Source organism: Streptacidiphilus rugosus AM-16 (genome assembly GCF_000744655.1).
GTDB classification, from domain to species: domain Bacteria; phylum Actinomycetota; class Actinomycetes; order Streptomycetales; family Streptomycetaceae; genus Streptacidiphilus; species Streptacidiphilus rugosus.
In genome coordinates this window covers 1,752,762-1,772,255 of the sequence record NZ_JQMJ01000004.1, presented here as the reverse complement: position 1 = coordinate 1,772,255, position 19,494 = coordinate 1,752,762, and the positions used below count along the sequence as shown (strand labels likewise).

At 73.2% G+C, this 19,494-nt stretch carries 19 protein-coding genes; 12 read left to right on the top strand and 7 right to left on the bottom strand.

Annotated elements, in window-relative coordinates:
- The first annotated feature begins 3 nt into the window (after window positions 1-3).
- From BS83_RS17175 to BS83_RS17165, 3 genes are all read left to right on the top strand, one after another.
- Window positions 4-2,034 (top strand): M3 family metallopeptidase, encoded by a 2,031-nt coding sequence (locus BS83_RS17175; RefSeq protein WP_232248388.1) that lies wholly within the window; start codon window positions 4-6, stop codon window positions 2,032-2,034.
- A 339-nt stretch (window positions 2,035-2,373) separates the two neighbouring features.
- Window positions 2,374-3,951, top strand: coding sequence for a PucR family transcriptional regulator (locus BS83_RS17170; RefSeq protein ID WP_037604633.1), 1,578 nt, complete (start codon window positions 2,374-2,376; stop codon window positions 3,949-3,951).
- Window positions 3,952-4,106: 155 nt separating this feature from the next.
- Window positions 4,107-5,207 carry an ROK family glucokinase gene (locus tag BS83_RS17165; RefSeq protein WP_232248382.1) on the top strand — a complete coding sequence of 367 codons (1,101 nt, stop codon included), beginning with the start codon at window positions 4,107-4,109 and terminating at the stop codon, window positions 5,205-5,207.
- A gap of 45 nt (window positions 5,208-5,252) precedes the next feature.
- Here BS83_RS17165 and BS83_RS17160 read toward each other — a convergent pair whose 3' ends face one another.
- The 3 genes from BS83_RS17160 to BS83_RS17150 all read right to left on the bottom strand — a co-directional run bounded on the left by BS83_RS17160 (window position 5,253) and on the right by BS83_RS17150 (window position 6,525).
- Window positions 5,253-5,732, bottom strand: a complete 480-nt coding sequence (locus tag BS83_RS17160) for an SRPBCC family protein (RefSeq protein ID WP_037604632.1) — start codon at window positions 5,730-5,732, stop codon at window positions 5,253-5,255.
- On the bottom strand, window positions 5,729-6,055 hold the full coding sequence (locus BS83_RS17155) for an ArsR/SmtB family transcription factor (RefSeq protein WP_037604631.1): 327 nt from the start codon (window positions 6,053-6,055) through the stop codon (window positions 5,729-5,731). Before BS83_RS17155 ends, BS83_RS17160 begins: the two co-directional genes overlap by 4 nt.
- Before the next feature lie 83 nt (window positions 6,056-6,138).
- Window positions 6,139-6,525: an ArsR/SmtB family transcription factor gene (locus tag BS83_RS17150; RefSeq protein WP_037604630.1), complete on the bottom strand. Its 387-nt coding sequence runs from the start codon at window positions 6,523-6,525 to the stop codon at window positions 6,139-6,141.
- A gap of 100 nt (window positions 6,526-6,625) precedes the next feature.
- Here BS83_RS17150 and BS83_RS17145 point away from each other — a divergent pair, with 100 nt between their 5' ends.
- From BS83_RS17145 to BS83_RS17130, 4 genes are all read left to right on the top strand, one after another.
- Window positions 6,626-8,611: a heavy metal translocating P-type ATPase gene (locus BS83_RS17145; protein WP_037604629.1), complete on the top strand. Its 1,986-nt coding sequence runs from the start codon at window positions 6,626-6,628 to the stop codon at window positions 8,609-8,611.
- 152 nt (window positions 8,612-8,763) lie between these two features.
- A complete protein-coding gene (locus BS83_RS17140; protein ID WP_037604628.1) occupies window positions 8,764-9,351 on the top strand; it encodes a TetR/AcrR family transcriptional regulator in 588 nt (195 codons plus the stop codon).
- Complete coding sequence (locus tag BS83_RS17135) at window positions 9,348-10,754, top strand: MFS transporter (protein WP_084713603.1); 1,407 nt, start codon at window positions 9,348-9,350, stop codon at window positions 10,752-10,754. The genes BS83_RS17140 and BS83_RS17135 overlap by 4 nt, the downstream gene beginning before the upstream one ends.
- Window positions 10,751-12,289 carry a pyridoxal phosphate-dependent decarboxylase family protein gene (locus BS83_RS17130; protein WP_051943213.1) on the top strand — a complete coding sequence of 513 codons (1,539 nt, stop codon included), beginning with the start codon at window positions 10,751-10,753 and terminating at the stop codon, window positions 12,287-12,289. Before BS83_RS17135 ends, BS83_RS17130 begins: the two co-directional genes overlap by 4 nt.
- 66 nt (window positions 12,290-12,355) lie before the next feature.
- Here BS83_RS17130 and BS83_RS17125 read toward each other — a convergent pair whose 3' ends face one another.
- Both BS83_RS17125 and BS83_RS17120 read right to left on the bottom strand, forming a co-directional pair.
- Window positions 12,356-12,994: a phosphatase PAP2 family protein gene (locus tag BS83_RS17125; RefSeq protein ID WP_232248378.1), complete on the bottom strand. Its 639-nt coding sequence runs from the start codon at window positions 12,992-12,994 to the stop codon at window positions 12,356-12,358.
- Window positions 12,995-13,003: 9 nt separating this feature from the next.
- Entirely contained in the window at window positions 13,004-13,660 is a 657-nt protein-coding gene (locus BS83_RS17120) for a DedA family protein (protein WP_037604627.1), read from the bottom strand.
- Between the two features lie 162 nt (window positions 13,661-13,822).
- Here BS83_RS17120 and BS83_RS17115 point away from each other — a divergent pair, with 162 nt between their 5' ends.
- The 4 genes from BS83_RS17115 (at window position 13,823) to BS83_RS17100 (ending at window position 16,048) form a co-directional block, all read left to right on the top strand.
- Window positions 13,823-14,191, top strand: a complete 369-nt coding sequence (locus BS83_RS17115) for a BlaI/MecI/CopY family transcriptional regulator (protein ID WP_037604626.1) — start codon at window positions 13,823-13,825, stop codon at window positions 14,189-14,191.
- Window positions 14,192-14,253: 62 nt separating this feature from the next.
- Window positions 14,254-14,670 (top strand): YjbQ family protein, encoded by a 417-nt coding sequence (locus BS83_RS17110; protein WP_037604625.1) that lies wholly within the window; start codon window positions 14,254-14,256, stop codon window positions 14,668-14,670.
- A 174-nt stretch (window positions 14,671-14,844) separates the two neighbouring features.
- Window positions 14,845-15,648, top strand: coding sequence for an SGNH/GDSL hydrolase family protein (locus BS83_RS17105; RefSeq protein WP_037609248.1), 804 nt, complete (start codon window positions 14,845-14,847; stop codon window positions 15,646-15,648).
- A gap of 22 nt (window positions 15,649-15,670) precedes the next feature.
- Window positions 15,671-16,048 (top strand): VOC family protein, encoded by a 378-nt coding sequence (locus BS83_RS17100; protein WP_037604624.1) that lies wholly within the window; start codon window positions 15,671-15,673, stop codon window positions 16,046-16,048.
- Here the strand turns inward: BS83_RS17100 and BS83_RS17095 are convergent.
- On the bottom strand, window positions 16,027-16,779 hold the full coding sequence (locus BS83_RS17095; RefSeq protein ID WP_051943209.1) for a class I SAM-dependent methyltransferase: 753 nt from the start codon (window positions 16,777-16,779) through the stop codon (window positions 16,027-16,029). The two genes, BS83_RS17100 and BS83_RS17095, sit on opposite strands and share 22 nt — an antisense overlap.
- A 165-nt stretch (window positions 16,780-16,944) precedes the next feature.
- Here BS83_RS17095 and BS83_RS17090 point away from each other — a divergent pair, with 165 nt between their 5' ends.
- Entirely contained in the window at window positions 16,945-17,463 is a 519-nt protein-coding gene (locus tag BS83_RS17090; protein ID WP_051943207.1) for a hypothetical protein, read from the top strand.
- Between the two features lie 79 nt (window positions 17,464-17,542).
- Here the strand turns inward: BS83_RS17090 and BS83_RS17085 are convergent, their stop codons facing one another.
- Entirely contained in the window at window positions 17,543-19,444 is a 1,902-nt protein-coding gene (locus tag BS83_RS17085; protein ID WP_051943205.1) for an AMP-dependent synthetase/ligase, read from the bottom strand.
- Between the last annotated feature and the right edge of the window lie 50 nt (window positions 19,445-19,494).

Below are 19,494 nucleotides of genomic sequence, written 5' to 3'. Positions count from 1 at the left end.
CGCGTGACTCAGCTCTCGACGAACCCCTTCCTGCAGCCCAGCACGCTTCCCTACGAGCTGCCGCCCTTCGCGGAGATCGAGGAGGCCCACTACCTGCCCGCCTTCGAGGCGGGCATGGCCGAGCAGCTCGCCGAGGTCGCCGCGATCACCGCCGACCCGGCCCCGGCCGACTTCGAGAACACGCTCGTCGCACTCGAGCGCAGCGGTGCGCTGCTGCGGCGCGTGAACCTGGTGTTCTTCAACAAGACCTCCGCCGACTCCACCGCCGCGCTGCGTGAGCTGGACGCCGAGATCAGCCCGCGCCTGGCCGCGCACACCGACGCGATCCAGCTGGACCCGGCGCTCTTCGCCCGGATCGACGCCGTCCACGCGCGCAGGAGCGAGCTCGGGCTCGACCCTGAGTCCGTCCGTCTGGTCGAGCACCACCACGCCCGCTTCGTGCGCGGCGGCGCAAACCTGGACGAGGCGGGCAAGGCTCGGTTGCGTGAGCTGAACGCCGAGCTCGCCGTGCTCGGCACCACCTTCGAGCAGAACCTCTTCGCCGACACCCGGGCGGCGGCCCTGGTCCTCGACACCGCCGAGGAGCTGGCCGGCCTGCCCGAGGACGAGATCGCCGCCGCGGCCGAGAACGCGAAGGCGCTCGGGCACGACGGCAAGTACGTGCTCAGCCTGAAGAACTTCTCCAACCAGACCGAGCTGGCCGCCCTCACCGACCCGGCGCTGCGCGCCCGGCTGCTGGACGCCTCGCTGACCCGCGGCATCGGGACCAACGGCCCGCTGGCGGTCCGGATGGCCTCGCTGCGTGCCGAGCGCGCCGCGCTGCTCGGCTTCCCCTCGCACGCGGCCTGGGAGGTCGCCGACCAGACCGCGAAGACGACCGAGGCGGTCGAGTCCATGCTGGGCGGCCTGGTCGCCCCGGCGGTGGCCAACGCGGAGCGCGAGGGCGCGGCGCTGGCCGCCGCGGCGGGCGTCGACGCGATCACCGCGGCGGACTGGCAGTTCTACTCCGAGCGGGTCCGCAAGGAGCGCTACGACGTCGACGGCTCGGCGATGCGTCCGTACCTGGAGCTGGAGTCCGTGCTGCGGCGCGGCGTCTTCCACGCGGCCGAGCTGGTCTACGGGATCACCTTCACCGAACGCCCCGACCTGGTGGCCTACCACCCGGACGCCCGCGTCTTCGAGGTCAAGGAGGCCGACGGCCGCCCCGTCGGGCTCTACATCGGCGACTTCTTCGCCCGTGAGTCCAAGCGGGGCGGCGCGTGGATGAACGAGGTGGTCCTGCAGTCGCACCTGCTCGGCCAGCTCCCCGTGGTGGTCAACAACCTGAACGTCGCGAAGCCGCCGGCGGGCCAGCCGTGCCTGATGACCTGGGACGAGGTGAACACCTTCTTCCACGAGTTCGGCCACGCGCTGCACGGCCTGTTCTCCGACGTCCGTTACCCCTCGCTGGCCGGCACCGAGGTCCCGCGCGACTTCGTCGAGTACCCCTCGCAGGTCAACGAGATGTGGGCGGACTGGCCGGAGGTGCTGGCCAACTACGCCCGCCACGTCGACACGGACGAGCCGATGCCGCTCGAGCTGGTCGCGCGGATGCGCGAGGCCCAGAACTTCGGCGAGGGCTTCCGCACGGTGGAGTACCTGGCCGCGACGCTGCTGGACTGGGCCTGGCACACCACGCCGGACGGCGAGGGCGCGGGCGACGCGGAGGCCTTCGAGGCGGCGGCGCTGCGGCGGTACGGCCTGGCGGTCGACGCGATCCCGCCGCGCTACCGGACGGGCTACTTCGCGCACATCTTCGCCGGCGGCTGGTACGCGGCGGGGTACTACGGCTACATCTGGTCCGAGGTGCTGGACGCGGACACCGTGGAGTGGTTCAAGGAGTCCGACCGCCCGGTCCGCGAGAGCGGGGAGATCTTCCGCCGCGAGCTGTTGAGCCGGGGCGGCAGCGTGGACCCCATGTCCGCGTTCGCCGCGTTCCGCGGCCGCGCCCCGCAGATCCAGCCCCTCCTCACCCGCCGCGGCCTGGCCGTCTAGGCCCGCGTCGCGACGGCGGCGCAGCTGCACCCACCCAGGGGCGCGGGGCTCCGCTGATGTGCGCCTCCGGCACGTGGGCGCGGCAGGTCCGAGCAGAGGGTGAGTTGCACGCACCGAAGGGGCGCGGGGAACTGCGCGACAAGCCACCCTGGGTGGGGGGTCGCCGAGCGGGCAGGGCCATCCGCACCGGGTGGTCGCTCGCGCAGTTCCCCGCGCCCCTGAGGCGGTGCCACTGGTCCTTTCGGTCTCACCGTCTCGTCGATTCGACGCGTGTCACCTCATGTCGGGTACCGTGCAGCGGAAAACATCCCCTTTGCCGACTTCCCGGAGGTACCCGACGTGCGGATCGGCGCGCTGCTCGCTCCCACCGCACCGCCCATGCGGCTGCTCGCCGGACAGGGCGAGCTGGACCGCGTGGTCACCGGGGTGATGACGACCGATCTGCGTGATCCGAGCCGGTACCTCCACGGGGGTGAGCTCGTGCTCACCGGCATGCTCTGGCGGTACGAGCCGGAGGACTCCGAGCGGTTCGTGCGGTTCCTCGCCGCCGGCGGCGCCGCCGGGCTCGCCGCGGGGGAGGCGGAGGTCGGGCCGGTGCCGCAGGATCTCGTCGACGCGTGCGAGCGGCACCGCATGCCGCTCTTCGCCGTGGGCGAGGACATCGCGTTCGGGTCGGTCACCGAGTACGTCGTGCGGCAGGTCTCCGCCGACCGCGCCGCGGACCTCTCCGCGCTGGTCGACCGGCACCGCATGCTCGTCTCCGCCGCGGGCGGCGCCGGGCTGGACGCCGTGCTGGAGCTGCTGGGCGGGGACGTCGACCTCGACTGCTGGGTGCTCACGCCCACCGGCCGCGTCATCGCCGGGCCCGCCGCCGACCTGGACCCCTCGGAGCGCGACGCGCTGGCCCGCGCGCACCTGGACGCCCAGCGTCGCCGCAGCACGCCGTCCAGTCGGGCCAGGGTCGGCGAACGCCAGTTCTCGCTGCTGCCGGTGGCCGGCGGCGCCGCCCTCGCGCAGTGGATCCTCGTGATCGAGGGCGATGTCACCGACTGGACCGCCAAGCGGCAGCAGCTCGCCGAGAACCTGGCCAGGCTCGTCTCCGCGGAGCGCCTGCGCCGGGACGAGAGCCGGACGCTGCGCACCCGTCTCGCGGACGAGATGATCGCGCTGCTCCAGCGCGACGCCGCGCCCGACGAGCTGTTGCGCGCCTTGGAGGCCGCGCACGCGATGACCCTGACCGACGGCACCACGGCCGACCGCCCGCTCCCGGAGAGCTGGGTCGTGGTCTCCGTCGAGAGCCACGGGCTGGCCGAGGGCAGCGCCCGCGAGGCCGTGCTGGAGGCCGTCACCGGGCTGGACGACCGTGCGCTGGTCGGGGGAGGCGGGCTCGGCGCGGTCGTGCTGCTGCCGGAGCCGGCCGGGAGCCGGACCGCCGCCGAGGTGCTCGGCGACCTCTTCGCACCGCTCGACGCGGGCCTCGGGCCCGAGGGCAGGCTGACCATCGGGGTCAGCGCGCCTTCCCCCGGCGTCGGCGGGCTGCGCGGGGCGCTGGAGGAGGCGCGGCACGCGCGAAGAATCGCCTCCGCCCGCGTCGGGCGGATCTGCGTGGCCGGGCCGGAGGAACTGGCCTCGCACGTGCTGCTGCTGGCCGCCGTGCCCGACGAGGTGCGCCGCGCCTTCCGGTCCCGGCTGCTGGACCGCGTCATCGGCTACGACCTGGAGCACCAGGCGGACCTGGTCCGCACACTGGAGGCGTTCCTTCGCTACGACGGCTCCTGGACCCGCTGCGCCGCCGCCCTGCACGTGCACGTGAACACCCTGCGCTACCGGATCGGCCGGATCGAGGAGCTGACCGGCCGTGACCTGTCCAAGCTGGAGGACCGGGTGGACTTCTTCCTGGCGCTCGAACTGAGCTGAGGCGGGAGCCCGCGCCCCGGCACCCGGCCGGGTGAACGGGCGCGGCGTCGGCGTCGACGGGCCCGCAGACTGGGAATCGCTCCGACCTGCTCGGACGCGGGAGGATGGCAGGCAACCGTTCGCGGGCGGACCTCGGTATCAGGAATGGACGTCAGTTGAGCAACGAGTACGCCGAGTACGTCCGCAGGACGGCGCTGCGCCTGCCCACGGTCGGCATCGACATCGGCGGGACGAAGATCGCGGCGGGCGTGGTCGACGGCGAGGGCCGGATCCTGGAGCAGCTGCGCACCGAGACGCCGCACCGCAGCAAGAGCCCCAAGGTCGTCGAGGACGTCATCACCGAACTGGTGCTGGCGCTCGCCGACCGCCACGACGTGCACGCGGTGGGCATCGGCGCGGCCGGCTTCGTGGACGCCCAGCGGGCACGCGTGCTCTTCGCCCCGCATCTGAGCTGGCGCAACGAGCCGCTCCAGGACGCGCTCAGCGACCGCCTGCGGCTGCCGGTGGTGGTGGAGAACGACGCCAACGCCGCGGCCTGGGCCGAGTGGCGCTTCGGCGCGGGCGCGGGGGAGGAGCACCTGGTGATGGTGAACCTCGGCACCGGCATCGGCGGCGCGATCGTCCGCGGCGGGCGGCTCGAGCGCGGTCGCTACGGCATGGCAGGGGAGTTCGGCCACATGACCGTCGTGCCCGGCGGCCACCGCTGCCCCTGCGGCAACCGCGGCTGCTGGGAGCAGTACTCCTCGGGCAACGCCCTGGTCCGCGAGGCGCGGGAACTGGCCGCGGCCGAGTCGCCGGTCGCGCAGCCGCTGCTGGACCGCGTCGAGGGCGACGTCGCGGCGATCACCGGGCCGCTGGTCACCGAGGCCGCGCAGGCGGGCGACCCGTGCGCGATCGAGCTGCTGCAGGAGATCGGCCAGTGGCTCGGCCTCGGCCTGGCCAACCTGGCGGCGGCGCTGGACCCGGCACGCTTCGTGATCGGCGGCGGCGTCTCGGCGGCGGGCGAGCTCCTGCTCGGCCCGGCCAGGGACGCCTACCGGCGGAACCTGACGGGCCGTGGCTTCCGGCCGGAGGCCGAGGTGGTGGGCGCCAAGCTCGGCAACACCGCCGGCCTCGTGGGCGCGGCCGACCTGGCCCGCGGCCGGGCTCGCCGTTTCCGCACGGTGAAGCGCAGCCGGGTGGAGCGCCTGCAGCGCACCGAACGGACCGGTGTCGGCCGCCGCCGCGGTCAGTGGTGGACCCCGATCGAGCGCTGAGACGGGCGTCCCGCTGCCCGCGGCCGGGCTCGGCGCTTCGGCTCGTCAGTCCAGGCTGCCGTACTGCTCCCGGTAGGACGGGCTCAGCTCCTTCCAGCGCGCGTGCCAGTCGCAGGCCGGGCGGCCCTCCAGGTGCGCGGCCAGGTCCTCGATGTGCGCCTGCCAGCCCGCGCCGTGCGCCCAGGCTTCGGTCAGCGGCAGGCCGCGCTCCTCCACCAGCAGGCGGCAGCCGTCGCCGTCGGCGCTGATCGTGGCCTCGATGACGGTCGCATCCTGTTCGGCGAAGGCCATGGTGACCAGCAGCCGGCTGGGCGGCTCACAGACGTCCACCCGGCCGGGGCCCTCCCAGCCGCTGGTGAACTTCGCACGGAACTCCCCGTCGAGCCGGAGCTCGCCCTTGACCTCCACGATCCAGCGCGCCAGGCGCTCGGGCTCGGTGAGCGCCGACCAGAGGTCGCCGGCGTCGGTGTCGAAGCGCTGTTCGATCCTGACCACGCCCTTGCCGTCGAGCTGGTACACCGTCATGACTCGTTCCTCCGCTCTCGTTTGCCACGTGCGATCTCGGTCTGCAGGGCGTCGAACCGCTGCTCCCAGCGGGCACGGTAGGCCCCCAGCCAGGCGTCGACCTCCGCCAGCGGCTCGGGCCGCAGCCGGTAGACCCGCCGCTGGCCCTCCTGGCGCACCTCCACCAGCCCTGCCTCGCGCAGCACCCGCAGGTGCCGGGAGACCCCGGGCCGGGCGATGGGCAGCAGCTCGGCCAGCTCGCCGGCCGTGGCCTCGTCTCGCCCGAGCGCTTCCAGCAGCGTGCGCCTGCCGCCGTCCGCCAGTGCGTGCAGTACAGCGTCCATGCGGGAAATGTATCCGATCGGGTACGTAACCGTCCAGGTACACAAGCGGGCCGAAAATCCTCGCGGGGCGACGGGCGGCCGCGTCAGCGGGCGGGGTCGGGCTCCGGCTCGGCCTGGGCTGCGGCGGCGCTGGAGCCCGGGGTGCGGAGGTGTTCGACGTGGCCGACGGCCTGGTCGAGAAGGTCGGCGACATGGTCGTCGTAGAGCGAGTAGACGATCGAGCGGCCGTGCCGCTCGGCGTCGACCAGGCCGAGGTTGCGCAGCAGGCGCAGCTGGTGGGAGCAGGCGGAGCGTTCCATCCCGACGGCGTCCGCGAGGTCGGTGGCCGCGCACGGGCCTTCTTGGAGCTGGGCCAGGATCAGCAGCCGGGACGGGGTGGCGAGCGCTTGCAGCGTGGTGGCGACGGTGCTCGCGCCGACGGCGTCGAGGCGCTCGCGTGCGGTCGTACTGCGGTTCATCCCATGGCCCATGAGGTCATGATACTGAGGACGCGTGAAGAAGCATTCAACTGTTCCCGTATAGTGGGCCGAGCCGAAACCTGTCCCTCCGTTTACGGGAAGAGCAGCCCGAATGCCGACCACCCTTCTCGAACGCCCCGCTGCGCCGTCGGCCCTCGTCGCACCGCGGCGGAAGACGCGCGTGCTCGCGCTGACCGAGGCCCGGTGGGCGCTGGCCGCACTGCTGCTCTTCGCGATCGCCCTGCCGTTGCAGCTCGCCGGGGTCACCGCCTGGGCGTGGGGGCCGCTGTACGCACTGTGCTACGCGGCCGGCGGCTGGGAGCCCGGCTGGGCGGGCCTGACCGCGCTGCGGGAGAAGACCCTCGACGTCGACCTGCTGATGATCGTCGCCGCGCTCGGCGCGGCCGCGATCGGGCAGGTGCTGGACGGCGCGCTGCTGATCGTCATCTTCGCCACCTCCGGTGCGCTGGAGGCGCTGGCCACCGCCCGCACCGCCGACTCCGTGCGCGGCCTGCTGGACCTCGCCCCCAGCACCGCGACCAGGCTGCTGGACGACGGCACCGAGGCGACCGTGGCCACGGAACTCCTCACGGTCGGCGACACCGTCCTGGTGCGCCCCGGCGAGCGCGTAGGCGCCGACGGCCGCGTGCTGGACGGGGCGAGTGAGGTCGACCAGGCCACCATCACCGGCGAGCCGCTGCCCGTCGCCAAGCAGGAGGGTGACGAGGTCTTCGCCGGCACCCTGAACGGCGCCGGCGCGCTGCGGGTCCGGGTCGAGCGCGGCGCCTCGGACTCCGTCATCGCCCGGATCGTGGCCATGGTCGAGGAGGCCTCGGAGACGAAGGCGCCGACGCAGTTGTTCATCGAGAAGGTCGAGCAGCGCTACTCGCTGGGCATGGTGACGGCCACGCTGCTGGTCTTCGCGATCCCGCTCGCCTTCGGCGCGGCGCTGTCCGGCTCGTTGCTGCGGGCGATGACGTTCATGATTGTCGCCTCGCCCTGCGCCGTGGTGCTGGCGACGATGCCGCCGCTGCTCTCGGCGATCGCCAACGCCGGACGTCACGGCGTGCTGGTGAAGTCGGCCGTCGTCATGGAGCAGCTGGGCGGGACCAAGGCCGTCGCGCTGGACAAGACCGGCACCCTCACCGAGGGCACCCCGCGCGTCGCCGACCTGCGCCCGCTCGCCGGCTCCGGCCTCACCGAGGACCGGCTCCTTGCACTGACCGCCGCCGCGGAGCACCCCAGCGAGCACCCGCTCGCCCGTGCCGTCGTCGACGCCGCCCACGCCCGCGGGACGGCCCTCGCCGTCGCGGAGGAGTTCGTCTCCACGCCGGGCGTCGGCGTCACCGCCGTCGTCGAGGGCCGCAAGGTCACGGTCGGCGCCCCGGCCCGGCTGCTGGAGCGGGGCCGCGGTGCGGCGGAGACGAGTGCCGTCGCCATCGCCGACGAGCTGGAGGACGCGGGCCGCACCGCCGTCGTCGTGCTGCGCGACGGAACGCCGGTCGGCGTGCTCGGCATCGCCGACCGTCTCCGGCCGGACGCCGCCGAGACCGTCGCCCGCCTGGGCGCGCTGACCGGGCGGACGCCGATCCTGCTCACCGGCGACAACCCGCGTGCCGCGGCACGTCTGGCCGCCGAGGTCGGCATCACCGACGTCCGCGCCGGACTGCTGCCGCAGGACAAGGTCGCCGCCGTGACCGAGCAGGAGCGGGCAGGCCGTCGCACGATGGTCGTCGGCGACGGTGTCAACGACGCCCCCGCGCTGGCCGCCGCCCACACCGGCATAGCGATGGGCCGCGCGGGCTCCGACCTCGCCCTGGAGACCGCCGACGCGGTCGTGGTCCGCGACGAGCTGGCCACCGTGCCCACCGTGATCGCGCTGTCCCGCCGCGCGCGCCGGCTCGTGGTGCAGAACCTGGTCATCGCCTCGGTGTTCATCACCGGCCTGGTGGTCTGGGACCTGGTCGGGCACCTGCCGCTGCCCCTGGGTGTGCTCGGACACGAGGGCTCCACCGTGATCGTCGGCCTCAACGGCCTGCGCCTCCTCCGCGACGCCGCCTGGCGTCGAGCCGGCGCGGACACGGCGGCGGCACGCTGAGCCGTGCTTGCTACCGGGCGGCACCGCTCGCGCGCACACCACGACCGCCGGTCCGGGGCGTGATTGCTCGCGGTCCCGAGGTTCGTCCGGTCTGGGCACATCGCTCCATCAATCGATTGATTGAGAGCGCCGCCGCGCATACAGTCCCCTCCATGTCCGCAGCGCCCTCACCCGACGCCAGCCGCGAACGCATCCTCGCGGCGGCGACCACGCTCTTCGCCGAGTACGGCTACGACGGCACCAGCACCCGCAGGATCGCCGCCGAGGCCCAGCTCAACATGGCCACCGTCGCCTACCACGTGGGCGCCAAGGCCGACCTGTACCGCGAGGTCATGCGTCGCGCCCACGAGGCCGAGGCCGCGCTGCTGCGCGACGCGCTCGGCGAGTTCGCCGCCCTGGCCGGGGCCGGCGATCCGGCCGCGGCCGCGACCGGACTGGTCGACCGCTACCTCGACTTCTGTCTGGAACAGCCGCACATCCCCGCCCTGTGGATGCGTCGCTGGCTCTCCGACGCCGCCGAGATCGCCGAACTGGAGGCCGCGTACGCGCGTCCGCTGATCGACGCCGTCAGGGACACGGTCGCCGGGGCACTGCCCGGGGCACGGCCCGAGGACGTCGAGCTGACGGTGTGGACCGTGCTCTGGTCCACCCACGGTTTCTGCCGCTCGGGCATCCGCGAGCAGGTGCCGCGCTTCCGCGCCCACCTGCGCGCGCTCGTCCTTCGGGAGCTCGGGCTGTGAGCGGCGAGGTCGGTCGCGGCCGGCTGCTCGCCTTCGGCCTGGGATCGGTCGGCACCGGCGTCTTCTCCACCGTGCCGGGCCTGCTGCTGCTCTACTACATGACCGACGCCCTCGGCGTCCCCGCCGCGATCGCCGGTCTCGTCGTCGCCCTGCCCAAGCTCTGGGACGCCGTCTTCAACCCCGTCGTCGGTGCGTCCAGCGACCGCGAGGCGGTGCGCACCGGCCGCCGCGGCCGACTGCTGCTCGCGGGCGCGCTCGCGCTGCCCGGCGCGTACGCGGCGATGTTCCTCTCGCCGCTGACCGGCAGCGGCGCGGCGGTCTGGGTGACGGTCACCTTCGTCCTCGCCGCCAGCGCGTTCTCGCTCTTCCAGGTGCCCTACGTGGCCCTGCCCGCCGAGATGTCGGAGACGCCCGCGGTCCGCACGCGGATCATGGTCTGGCGGATCGTCTGCCTCACCGTGGGGATCCTGGTCGCGGGCGGGGCCGCGCCCGCCGTGGTGTCGCTCGCCGGGGGCGGACGCCACGGCTACGCCGCGATGGGGCTGGTCGTCGGGGCGGTGATGGCGGGCGTGCTGCTGGTGCCGGTGTTCGGCACCCGCTGGGTCCGGTCCCGGCCCGGGCCCGAACCGCTCGGGCTGGTCGCCGCCTTCCGCGCGGCGCGCGGCAACCGGGCCTTTTTCGCCCTGCTGGCCGCCTTCTTCGTGCAGGCGGCGGCGGTCGCGATGATGCTCGCCGCCGCGCCCTACGTCGCGGCCTACCGGCTGGGCGGCTACGGACTGACCTCCGTCCTCTTCGTCTGCCTGGTCGCGCCCAGCGCGGTCGCGGTCCCGCTGTGGGCCAGGGCAGCGGCACGCTGGGGCCGGCTGCGCTGCCTCACCGTCGCCACCTGCGGCTACGCCCTCGCCTCGGTCGCCCTGTGGCCGGCGGCCTCCGGCCCCGGCGGGGTCCCGGCGACGCTGGTGCTCTGCGCGCTGCTCGGCGTCTGCTACGCCGCGCTGCAGGTGCTGCCGCTGGCGCTGCTGCCGGACGTGGTGCACGCCGACGCGGCCCGCACCGGCCAGGTGCAGTCGGGGGCGTTCACCGGCCTCTGGACGGCGGGGGAGACGGTCGGCCTGGCCGTCGGTCCCGGCGCCTACTCGCTCGCCCTCGCCGCCACCGGCTTCGCCTCCTCGACGCTGGACCATCCCCTCGCCCAGACCGGGGCCGCCCGCACCGGCGTGCTGCTCGGCTTCAGTCTCGTTCCCGCGGCGCTGATGGCGCTCTCACTGCCCGCGCTCCGCGCCTACGGCCGGCGCCGCGCCGAGGTGTCCGCTGTGAGCCACCATCCCGGCCTCCCGGAACTCCCCGACCATCCCGATCATCCCGAATTCCCCGAACTCCCCGAAACGGAGCCCGCCCGATGACGATCGACGCCACCGCCGTGGACACCGCCGCGGCCACCGCGCACCCCGGACTGCCCGCGCGCGGGCGCAGCGCCGAGGACCTGCTGGGCGAGCTGCACGCGCTCACCGCACGCGACCTGCCGACCCGAGGCGGCCGGACCGCCGCGTACGTGTACGACACCGGCCGCCCCGAGGTCCGCGAGGCGGCCGAGCGCGCCTACCTGGCGATGATGGAGGTCAACGGACTCGACCCGACCGCCTTCCCGAGCATCGTCGCGCTGGAGCGGCAGGTCGTCGGCGCGACCGCCGCCCGGCTCGGCGGGGACGACGCCACACCGGGGATCTTCACCAGCGGCGGCACCGAGTCGATCATCCTGGCCGTCAAGGCCGCCCGCGACGCGAGGCCGGAGATCGCCGAGCCCGAGATCGTGGTGCCGGTGACCGCGCACGCCGCCTTCCACAAGGCTGGGGCCTATCTGCGGGTGAAGGTGGTCCCCGTGCCGGTCGACCCCCGCACCTTCCGCGCCGACCCGGCCGCGACGGACGCCGCGTGCACCGTGAACACGGTGCTCGTCGTGGCCTCCGCGCCCTCCTACGCGCACGGGGTGATCGACCCCGTCGCCGAGATCGCGGCGCGGGCCTCGGCGCGGGGCATCGCCTGCCATGTCGACGCCTGCGTCGGCGGCTGGCTGCTGCCCTGGCTCGCGGAGGCGGGGGCGCAGGTGCCCGCGTTCGACCTCTCGGTGCCAGGCGTCACCTCGCTCTCCTGCGACCTGCACAAGTTCGGCTACGCGCCCAAGGGCGCGTCGGTGCTGCTGTTCAGGGACGAGGCGCTGCGACTGCACGCCTACTACGCCTGCGCCGCGTGGCCCGGCTACACCGTCGTCAACTCCACCATCCAGAGCAGCAAGGGCGCGGGCCCGCTGGCCGGAGCCTGGGCGACGCTCCAGGCGGTCGGCGCGGACGGCTACCGCGAGCTCGGCCGGGCGGCACTGGCGGCGACACGAAGGCTGATCGCCGGGGTCGCCGCGATCGACGGACTGGTGGTCCTGGGCGAGCCCGAGGCGACCCTGGTGGCGATCGGTGCCGACCCCGACGCCCCCCTCGACCTGTTCGCGCTCGCCGACGAGGCCCGCGAGCGCGGCTTCTTCCTCCAGCCGCAGCTGGCGCTGGGCGGGCTCCCCGCCAACCTCCACCTGACCCTGACCGGCGTCAGCGAGGGCGGCGTCGAGGACCTGCTGGCGGTGCTGCGGGAGAGCGCGGACGCGGTCCGCGCGCTCGGCCCGGCGCAGGTACCGGCCGAGCTGGTGGCGCTGCTGGGGCAGGTGGACCTCACCGCGCTGGACAACGCGTCCTTCGCCGCGCTGCTCCCGGCGACCGGCCTGCGCCTGGACGGCCCGGCTTCGGAAGCGACGCCGACGGACGGCGGGGGCGCGGTCGGCGGCGCACGGATGGCGCCGATCAACCGGCTGCTCGACGCCCTGCCCGTGGCCACCCGCGAAGCGCTGGTGACCCGCTTCCTGTCCGCGCTCTACAGCCCGCACCTCGGGGGCTGAGCGGCGCCGGGAACGGGAGGAGCGGAGGGCGCAGGCCCTCCGCTCCGCTTGCGTCGCGCGTTCTGCTCAGCCGGCCGTCAGCAGCGGGCGCAGGACGCCGCTCTGGAGTCTGACCACCAGGGGTGGGGCGAAGCGGCGGGCCGCCCACATGACCGGCAGCGCCACGGCGACGCCGACGACCAGGCCGACGACCACGTCGTGCGGGTAGTGGGCGCCGACCCAGACGCGGGCGAAGGCCATCAGCAGCGCCATCGCCGCCGCGACGATCCCCATGGTGCGGTTGACCACCCACAGTGCCGCCGCGGCCGCCGCGGCGATCGTCGCGTGGTTGCTGGGGAAGGACCAGTCGCCCACGCCGGGGCAGGGGTCGACGGTGAACGTGTGCGGGATCGACTGGCAGGGCCTGGCCTCGGTGACCAGGCTCTTGAAGATGTCGTTCACCACGTAGGCCGCGACCACGGCCACCGGCACCGCCAGGGCGGTCGCCATCGCGGTGGCGTTGCGGGCCTGGCGGGCCTGCCACCAGCCCAGGACCATCATCAGCGCGACGAGTCCGAGGGCCACGGTGGCGTAGGACGAGATCAGGCTGTCCAGCCAGTGCGGGCTGTCCTGTGCCTGGCGGGTGATCCAGGTGTACAGGCCGCCGTCGATCGAGCGTCCGCTCATGGCCAGTTGGCCGACGCCGTTGGTGCTCAGGTTGTTCAAGGAGGTGTCCTACTCCGCGGAGGCGCTGCGCTTGCGCGAGCGCAGCAGTTCGAGGGCGATCGGGATGACGGAGATCACCACGATCAGGGCGATGATCGGCAGCAGGTACTGGTCGATGTTCGGGATGCTCGAGCCGAGGGCGTAGCCGGCCATGACGATGCCGACCGACCAGAGCAGGCCGCCGACGACCTGCCAGAGCGTGAAGGTGCGCACCGGCACGTTCAGCGCGCCCGCCATCGGGTTCAGCACGGTCCGCACGACCGGGATGAAGCGGGCCAGCACGATCGCCTTGGCGTAGCCGTACTTGGCGAGGATCTCCTCCGCGCGGGCCGCGCCCTGCAGCAGGTGCTTGTTCTTGCTCCGGGCCAGTAGGGACTTTCCGCCCTTCTGGCCGATCATGAAGCCCACCTGCGCGCCGACCAGCGCGCCGACGATCGCGCAGACGAGGACCCCGCCCAGGTTCAGGTGCACGCCGTTCTTGCTGGTGGTGCAGAGCAGACCCGCGGTGAAGAGCAGCGAGTCGCCGGGGAGGAAGAAGCCGACCAGGAGGCCGGTCTCGGCGAAGAGGATGACCGCGATGCCGAGCGCCCCGAAGGCGGCGAGCAGGGAGTTCGCATCGAGGAGGTTCACCGCGAGCTGGTTCACGGCCGAGGGGTCCGGGGCCATGGCTTGATCCTCCTGCGATAGTGGACTCTGCGTCGTTATCGTCTACATGCGTGTAGTCGTTCCGTGTCACTGTAGTGGATGGAACCTGCGATTCCGAAGGTGACGACGCGTGCGGTGGACGGAGAGTTCGATCGCCCGGCGGCGGGCGGGAGAGGCGGCGGCATGGATGGGGCGGGGCACCGGCGGCACCCGGGTGAGCTGGAGTCCGGAGTGCTGACCGTGCTGTGGGCGGCGACCGGGCCGATGACCCCGGCCGAGATCCAGCGTGCCCTCGGTGCGGAGCTGGCGCGCACGACGGTGAACACGATCCTCTCCCGGCTGCACGAGAAGGGCATGGTCGAGCGCACCCGCAGCGGCCGGGCCTTCGCCTACGCACCCGCCCGCGAGGCCCGCGACGCCCCCGGCCTTGCCGCCCGTCGGATGCGCTCGGAGCTCGAGAAGGAGCAGGACCGCGAGGCGGTGCTGGCCCGCTTCGTCTCCGGCCTCAGCGACGAGGACGAGGAGCACCTGCGGCGGCTGCTCGGCCCGTAGTGCGGCTGCTCGGCCCGTAGCGGGGTGCCGGAGGCGCCGGGTGCGTCGGCGATGATGGGGGCATGACCTTCAGTACCCGCACCTTTCAGCTGACCACCGGTCACCGCGAGGCGGCCGTCGACCTGACGGAGCGCTGCGAGAGCTTCCTCGCCGAGGTCGCGCCGGGCGCGGACGGGCTGCTCAACGTCTTCGTCCCGCACGCCACCGCCGGTGTCGCGGTGATCGAGACGGGGGCGGGGAGCGACGACGACCTGCTGGCCGCGCTCCGCACGCTGCTGCCGGCGGACGACCGGTGGCGGCACCGGCACGGCTCGCCCGGTCACGGCAGGGACCACGTGCTGCCGGGGCTGGTGGCGCCGCACGCCACGCTGCCCGTCGTCGGCGGCCGCCCGGCCCTCGGGACATGGCAGTCGATCGTGCTGATCGACACCAATGTCGACAACCCCAGCAGGACCGTCAGGCTCTCCTATCTCGGCTGACCCTCACGTCACAGCACTTGCGTCGATCTGACAAATCTTCAGTCATTCGAGGCAATCACTGGCATGCACACTTCCCAGCGTGGTTACTCACTGGTACACAAGTGTGGACGCGCGTCGACCTGTGTCCCACCCCACAGTCGTGCACCACCACGTAGCAGTGGAGGTTCCATGCGCATGCCCGGATCCGCCCTCAGACGGCTCCTCGCCGCCACCTTCGCCACCGCGGCTCTCGCCGCGGGCGCCCTCGCCGCCGCTCCCGCGGCAAACGCGTCGACCGGGGGGTACGTCGCCATGGGCGACTCCTACTCCTCCGGCGTCGGCAGCGGCAGTTACATCTCCTCCAGCGGTTCCTGCTACCGCAGCACGCTCGCCTACGGCTACCTCTGGCAGCAGTCGCACGCGCCGTCCAGCTTCGGCTTCGTCGCCTGCAGCGGGGCGACCACGACGGATGTGCTGAACAACCAGATCTCGGCGCTGAGCAGCAGCACCACCGAGGTCAGCATCACCATCGGCGGCAACGACGCGGGCTTCTCCTCGACCATGGAGACCTGCGTCCTGGACGGCACCAGCTCCTGCCTCTCCGCCGTCTCGACGGCGGAGAACTACATCAACACGCAGCTGGCGGCCCGTCTCGACGCCGTCTACTCGGCGATCAGGTCGCACGCGCCCAACGCCCACGTCGTGGTGCTGGACTACCCGCACCTCTACGCGGTCCCCGGCAGCTGCCTGTTCGGCATCAGCAACACCAGCCGCACGGCGATCAACGGCGCGGCCGACGCGCTGGCCACGGTGACCGCCAAGGAGGTCGCCAAGTACGGCTACAGCTTCGGCGACGTGCGCGGGGCGTTCTCCGGCCACGAGATCTGCTCCAGCAACTCCTGGCTGCACAGCACGACGCTGCCGATATACGAGTCCTACCACCCCACCTCCGCCGGCCAGTCCGGCGGCTACCTCCCGGTGTTCAGCGCCAACGCGTGAGTTCCGCTGCGATCATGTCGGAATGACGACTGATCACCACGGAGCCCTCGTCCACCACGTGGAGCTGTGGACGGACGACCTGGCCCTCGCCGAACGCCAGTGGGGGCCAGTGCTCGTCGCACTGGGCTGCGAGCCGTTCCAGCACTGGGACCACGGCCGTAGCTGGCGTCGCGGCGCCAGCTACGTGGTGATCGAACAGTCCCCTGCTCTCCACCCCGGAGGCCACGACCGCCTCCGGGCCGGCCTCAACCATCTCGCCCTCCGCGGTCCCAAACCCGCGCCCCTGGCCGCCGCCCTCGCCGCGGGCTGGCACCAGCGGGTCGACACGGGGACGGCCGTCCACCTCGTCGACGGCCAGGGCTTCGAGCTGGAACTCGTCTACGCCGAGGACGACGCCTGACCGTCCTCCCGGGCGACGGGGACCGCGGGCACCTCCAGGACGAAGATCAGGAAGCCCAGCTTGGGGTCGCGGAACTCGTCGGGGAACAGGTCGCGGCCGGTGGGGTCGATCTTCGGCTCGGTGAGGACGGCCAGCTGGAAGCCGGCCGCGGTGAACGCGTCGGTCATCGCATGCAGCGGCCTGCGCCAGAAGGTCATCGGGGTGGGGCGGCCCACCAGGTCGATCCAGTCGTCGGTCCAGCTGGTGGTCGCGAAGTAGCTCGGCCGGGGATCCGGCTGGAACAGGTAGTCCACGAAGGGGTGCATCACCGAGGCGATCAGCCGGCCACCGGGTCGGAGCACTCGCCGCAGCTCGGTCAGCGTCGGACCCCAGTCCTCCAGGTAGTGCAGCACCAGCGAACTGACGACATCGTCGAACGCGCCGTCGGCGAACGGCAGCGGATCGCTCAGGTCCGCGACGTGCAGGTCCGCGTCTTCGCCCAGTCGACGCCGCGCCAGCGCCACCATCCCCGCACTGGAGTCGAGGCCGCTGACCTGGGCGCCTCGGTCACGGAGCGCCGCGAACAGCGGACCCGCCCCGCACCCCGCGTCCAGGATCCGGCGACCGGCCACGTCCCCGGTGAGGGCCAGCATCGCGGGCCGCTCGATGTAGGCGTTCTCGAGGCTGCTCTCGTTCTGCGCCGCGTACGCCTCGCCGAAGCTGTCGTAGTCGTTCGCCCTTGCGGTCGGCATCCAACGGTCTCCGTCTTCTCTGCACGTCGGCGCCTCGCCCTGGCGTCGTTCTGGAGACCGACGCGGATTCCGTACGCACCGGTTCCGGGCTCGGCCCTCGGCTCAGGCATGATCGGGGCCGGTGAGACTCGGTTGCGAGGTGGCGAGGTGGCGTGACATGGGCGATTGGCGGACCGATCCGACGTCGCACTCCTGCACCCCCTTCTGCACGACCCCGATCCTGCGGTCCGCGTCCACGCCGCGTATGCGTTGGCGACAGCCGCGGACCCCGACCGCGCGGTCCGTGGCGCGTTCCGCGCCCGGCTCGGTGCGGAACAGGATCCGATGGCCCGCGCCGCGTTGGTGTTCGCCGTCGCCGAATCCACCCGCGCTCACCCGCATGCGCCGACCGCGAAATGGATCCGAGAGCGGTGGCGGGACCGAGCAGAGGCGTCCGAAGCCCGGCTGGCCGCCGCGATCGGCTGGCTCTGCCTCTCGGAGGAACCCGCCCCCGACGATCTGCGCGCCGCCGTGGACGAGCTCGCCACCGACGAGCGCGCCCGAGCGATGGGCGCACTGCCGTGGATGGCCGACGCCCGTACGTCCGGCGAGACGGGGCTGCGCCACTGCGTCCGGGTGATGCTCCATCCTGAACAAGCCGCCCCACCGGAGTACGACAACCCGTGGGCCGTGCTTCAGCACTGACGGCGATCAGCGCGCAGCCCTCGGGCCGGGGCGGCCCGCCGCTCGGGCCGCACGTTCACCGCCGGTCCCCGGACGTGCCCTAACCGAACGGCGCGGACGCCGGGGGCAGGGCGGCCGCGGAGGGGTCGGGGGAGGAGTAGAGGGCTTCGATGTCCGTGGCGCAGTGGCGGGTGATGGCGCGGCGGCGGAGTTTGAGGGAGGGGGTGAGGAGGCCCTCGCGTTCGGAGAAGTCGAGGGAGAGGATGCGGAAGGAGCGGATCGACTCCGCGCGGGAGACGGCGGTGTTGGCGGCGACGACCGCGCGTTGGAGTTCGGAGTGGATCTCCGGATCGGCCGCGGCCTGTTGGGGGGTGAGCGGTTCGCGGCCGTGGAGGGCGAGCCAGTGGGCGACGGCCTCGGCGTCGAGGGTGATCAGGGCGCCGATGAAGGGGCGGTCGTCGCCGACGAGGAGGCAGTGGGCGACCAGCGGGTGGAGTCTGACCCGGTCCTCGAGGAGGGTGGGCGCGACGCTCTTGCCGCCGCTGGTGACGATGATCTCCTTCTTCCTGCCGGTGATCCGCAGATAGCCCTGGGCGTCCAGGTGCCCGATGTCGCCGGTGGCGAGCCAGCCGCCGCGCAGCGAGCGCGCGGTGGCCTCGGGGTCGTTGTGGTAGCCGTGGAAGACCTGGCCGCCGGAGAGCCAGACCTCGCCGTCCTCGGCGATCAGCACGCTCGTGCCGGGGATCGGCTGGCCGACCGTGCCGAAGCGCGGGCGGTCCGGCGGGTTGGCGGTGGCGGCGGCGGTGGTCTCGGTCAGGCCGTAGCCCTCGATCACGGTGATGCCCGCGCCCTGGAAGAACAGCGCCTGTTCGCGGCTCATCGCCGAACCGCCGGACATGGCGTAGCGGACCCTGCCGCCCAGCACCGCGCGCACCTTCCCGTAGAGCAGCGTCTCGTAGAGCTGGTGCTGGACCCGCAGTGCCGCCGAGGGTCCCGGCCCCTCGTCGAAGGAGTGCCGCTCCTGCGCGGAGGCGTAGCGGACCGCGACCGCGTAGGCCTTCTCGAACACCGCCGCGCGGCCGGACTCCTGGGCCCGCTGCCTGGCCCGCTGCAGCAGTTTCTCGAAGATGTACGGCACCGCCAGCAGAAAGGTCGGCCGGAAGGAGGCGAGTGCGGGCAGCAGGTCGGCGGGGGCGAGGCTCGGCTCGTGGCCCAGCCGGACGCCGGCCCGGAGCGCGGCGACCTGGATCATCCGCCCGAAGACGTGCGCCAGCGGCAGGAACAGCAGCGTGGCGGGCTGGTCGCCGCCCCGGCCGCCGAACAGGGAGTCGTAGCGGGCCAGGATGTTGTCGGACTCGGCCATGAAGTTGCCGTGGGTCAGCACGCAGCCCTTGGGGCGGCCGGTGGTGCCCGAGGTGTAGATGAGGGTGGCCACCGTGTCCGCGCCGACGGCCTGGCGGTGACGCTCGATCACGTCGTCGCCCACGCCGCGTCCGGCGTAGGCGAGCTGTCGCAGCGCGCCGGCGTCGAGCTGCCAGATCATGCGCAGGTTCGGCAGGCCGTCGCAGACCGAGCCCACCGTCATCGCGTGGTCCTCGTGCTCGACGACGCAGGCGACGGCCTGCGAGTCGGCGAGGATCCAGCTCAGCTGGTCGGCCGAGGAGGTCGGGTAGACCGGGACCGACTGGGCGCCGATGGACCAGAGCGCGTAGTCCAGCACGGTCCACTCGTAGCGGGTGCGGGACATCATCGCGACCCGGTCTCCGAAGCGGATGCCCTGGTGCAGCAGTCCCTTGGCGACGGCGAGCACCTCGTCCCTGAACCGTGCCGCCGAGACGTCGACCCAGGCCGACGCGCCGCCGCCCTCGCCCTCACCCGCGCCGCTGGTGCGCCGGGCCAGGACGGCACGGTCGGGGGTGTCCTCCGCGGTGCGGTACACCGACTCGGCCAGACCTTCGGTCCGCGGCGACCTCGCCATGGCCGGGACACTGAACTCGCGCACGTACGTCGTCTCCTTCCACCCTCCGGGGCGGAGGAGACCACGGCCGCGGC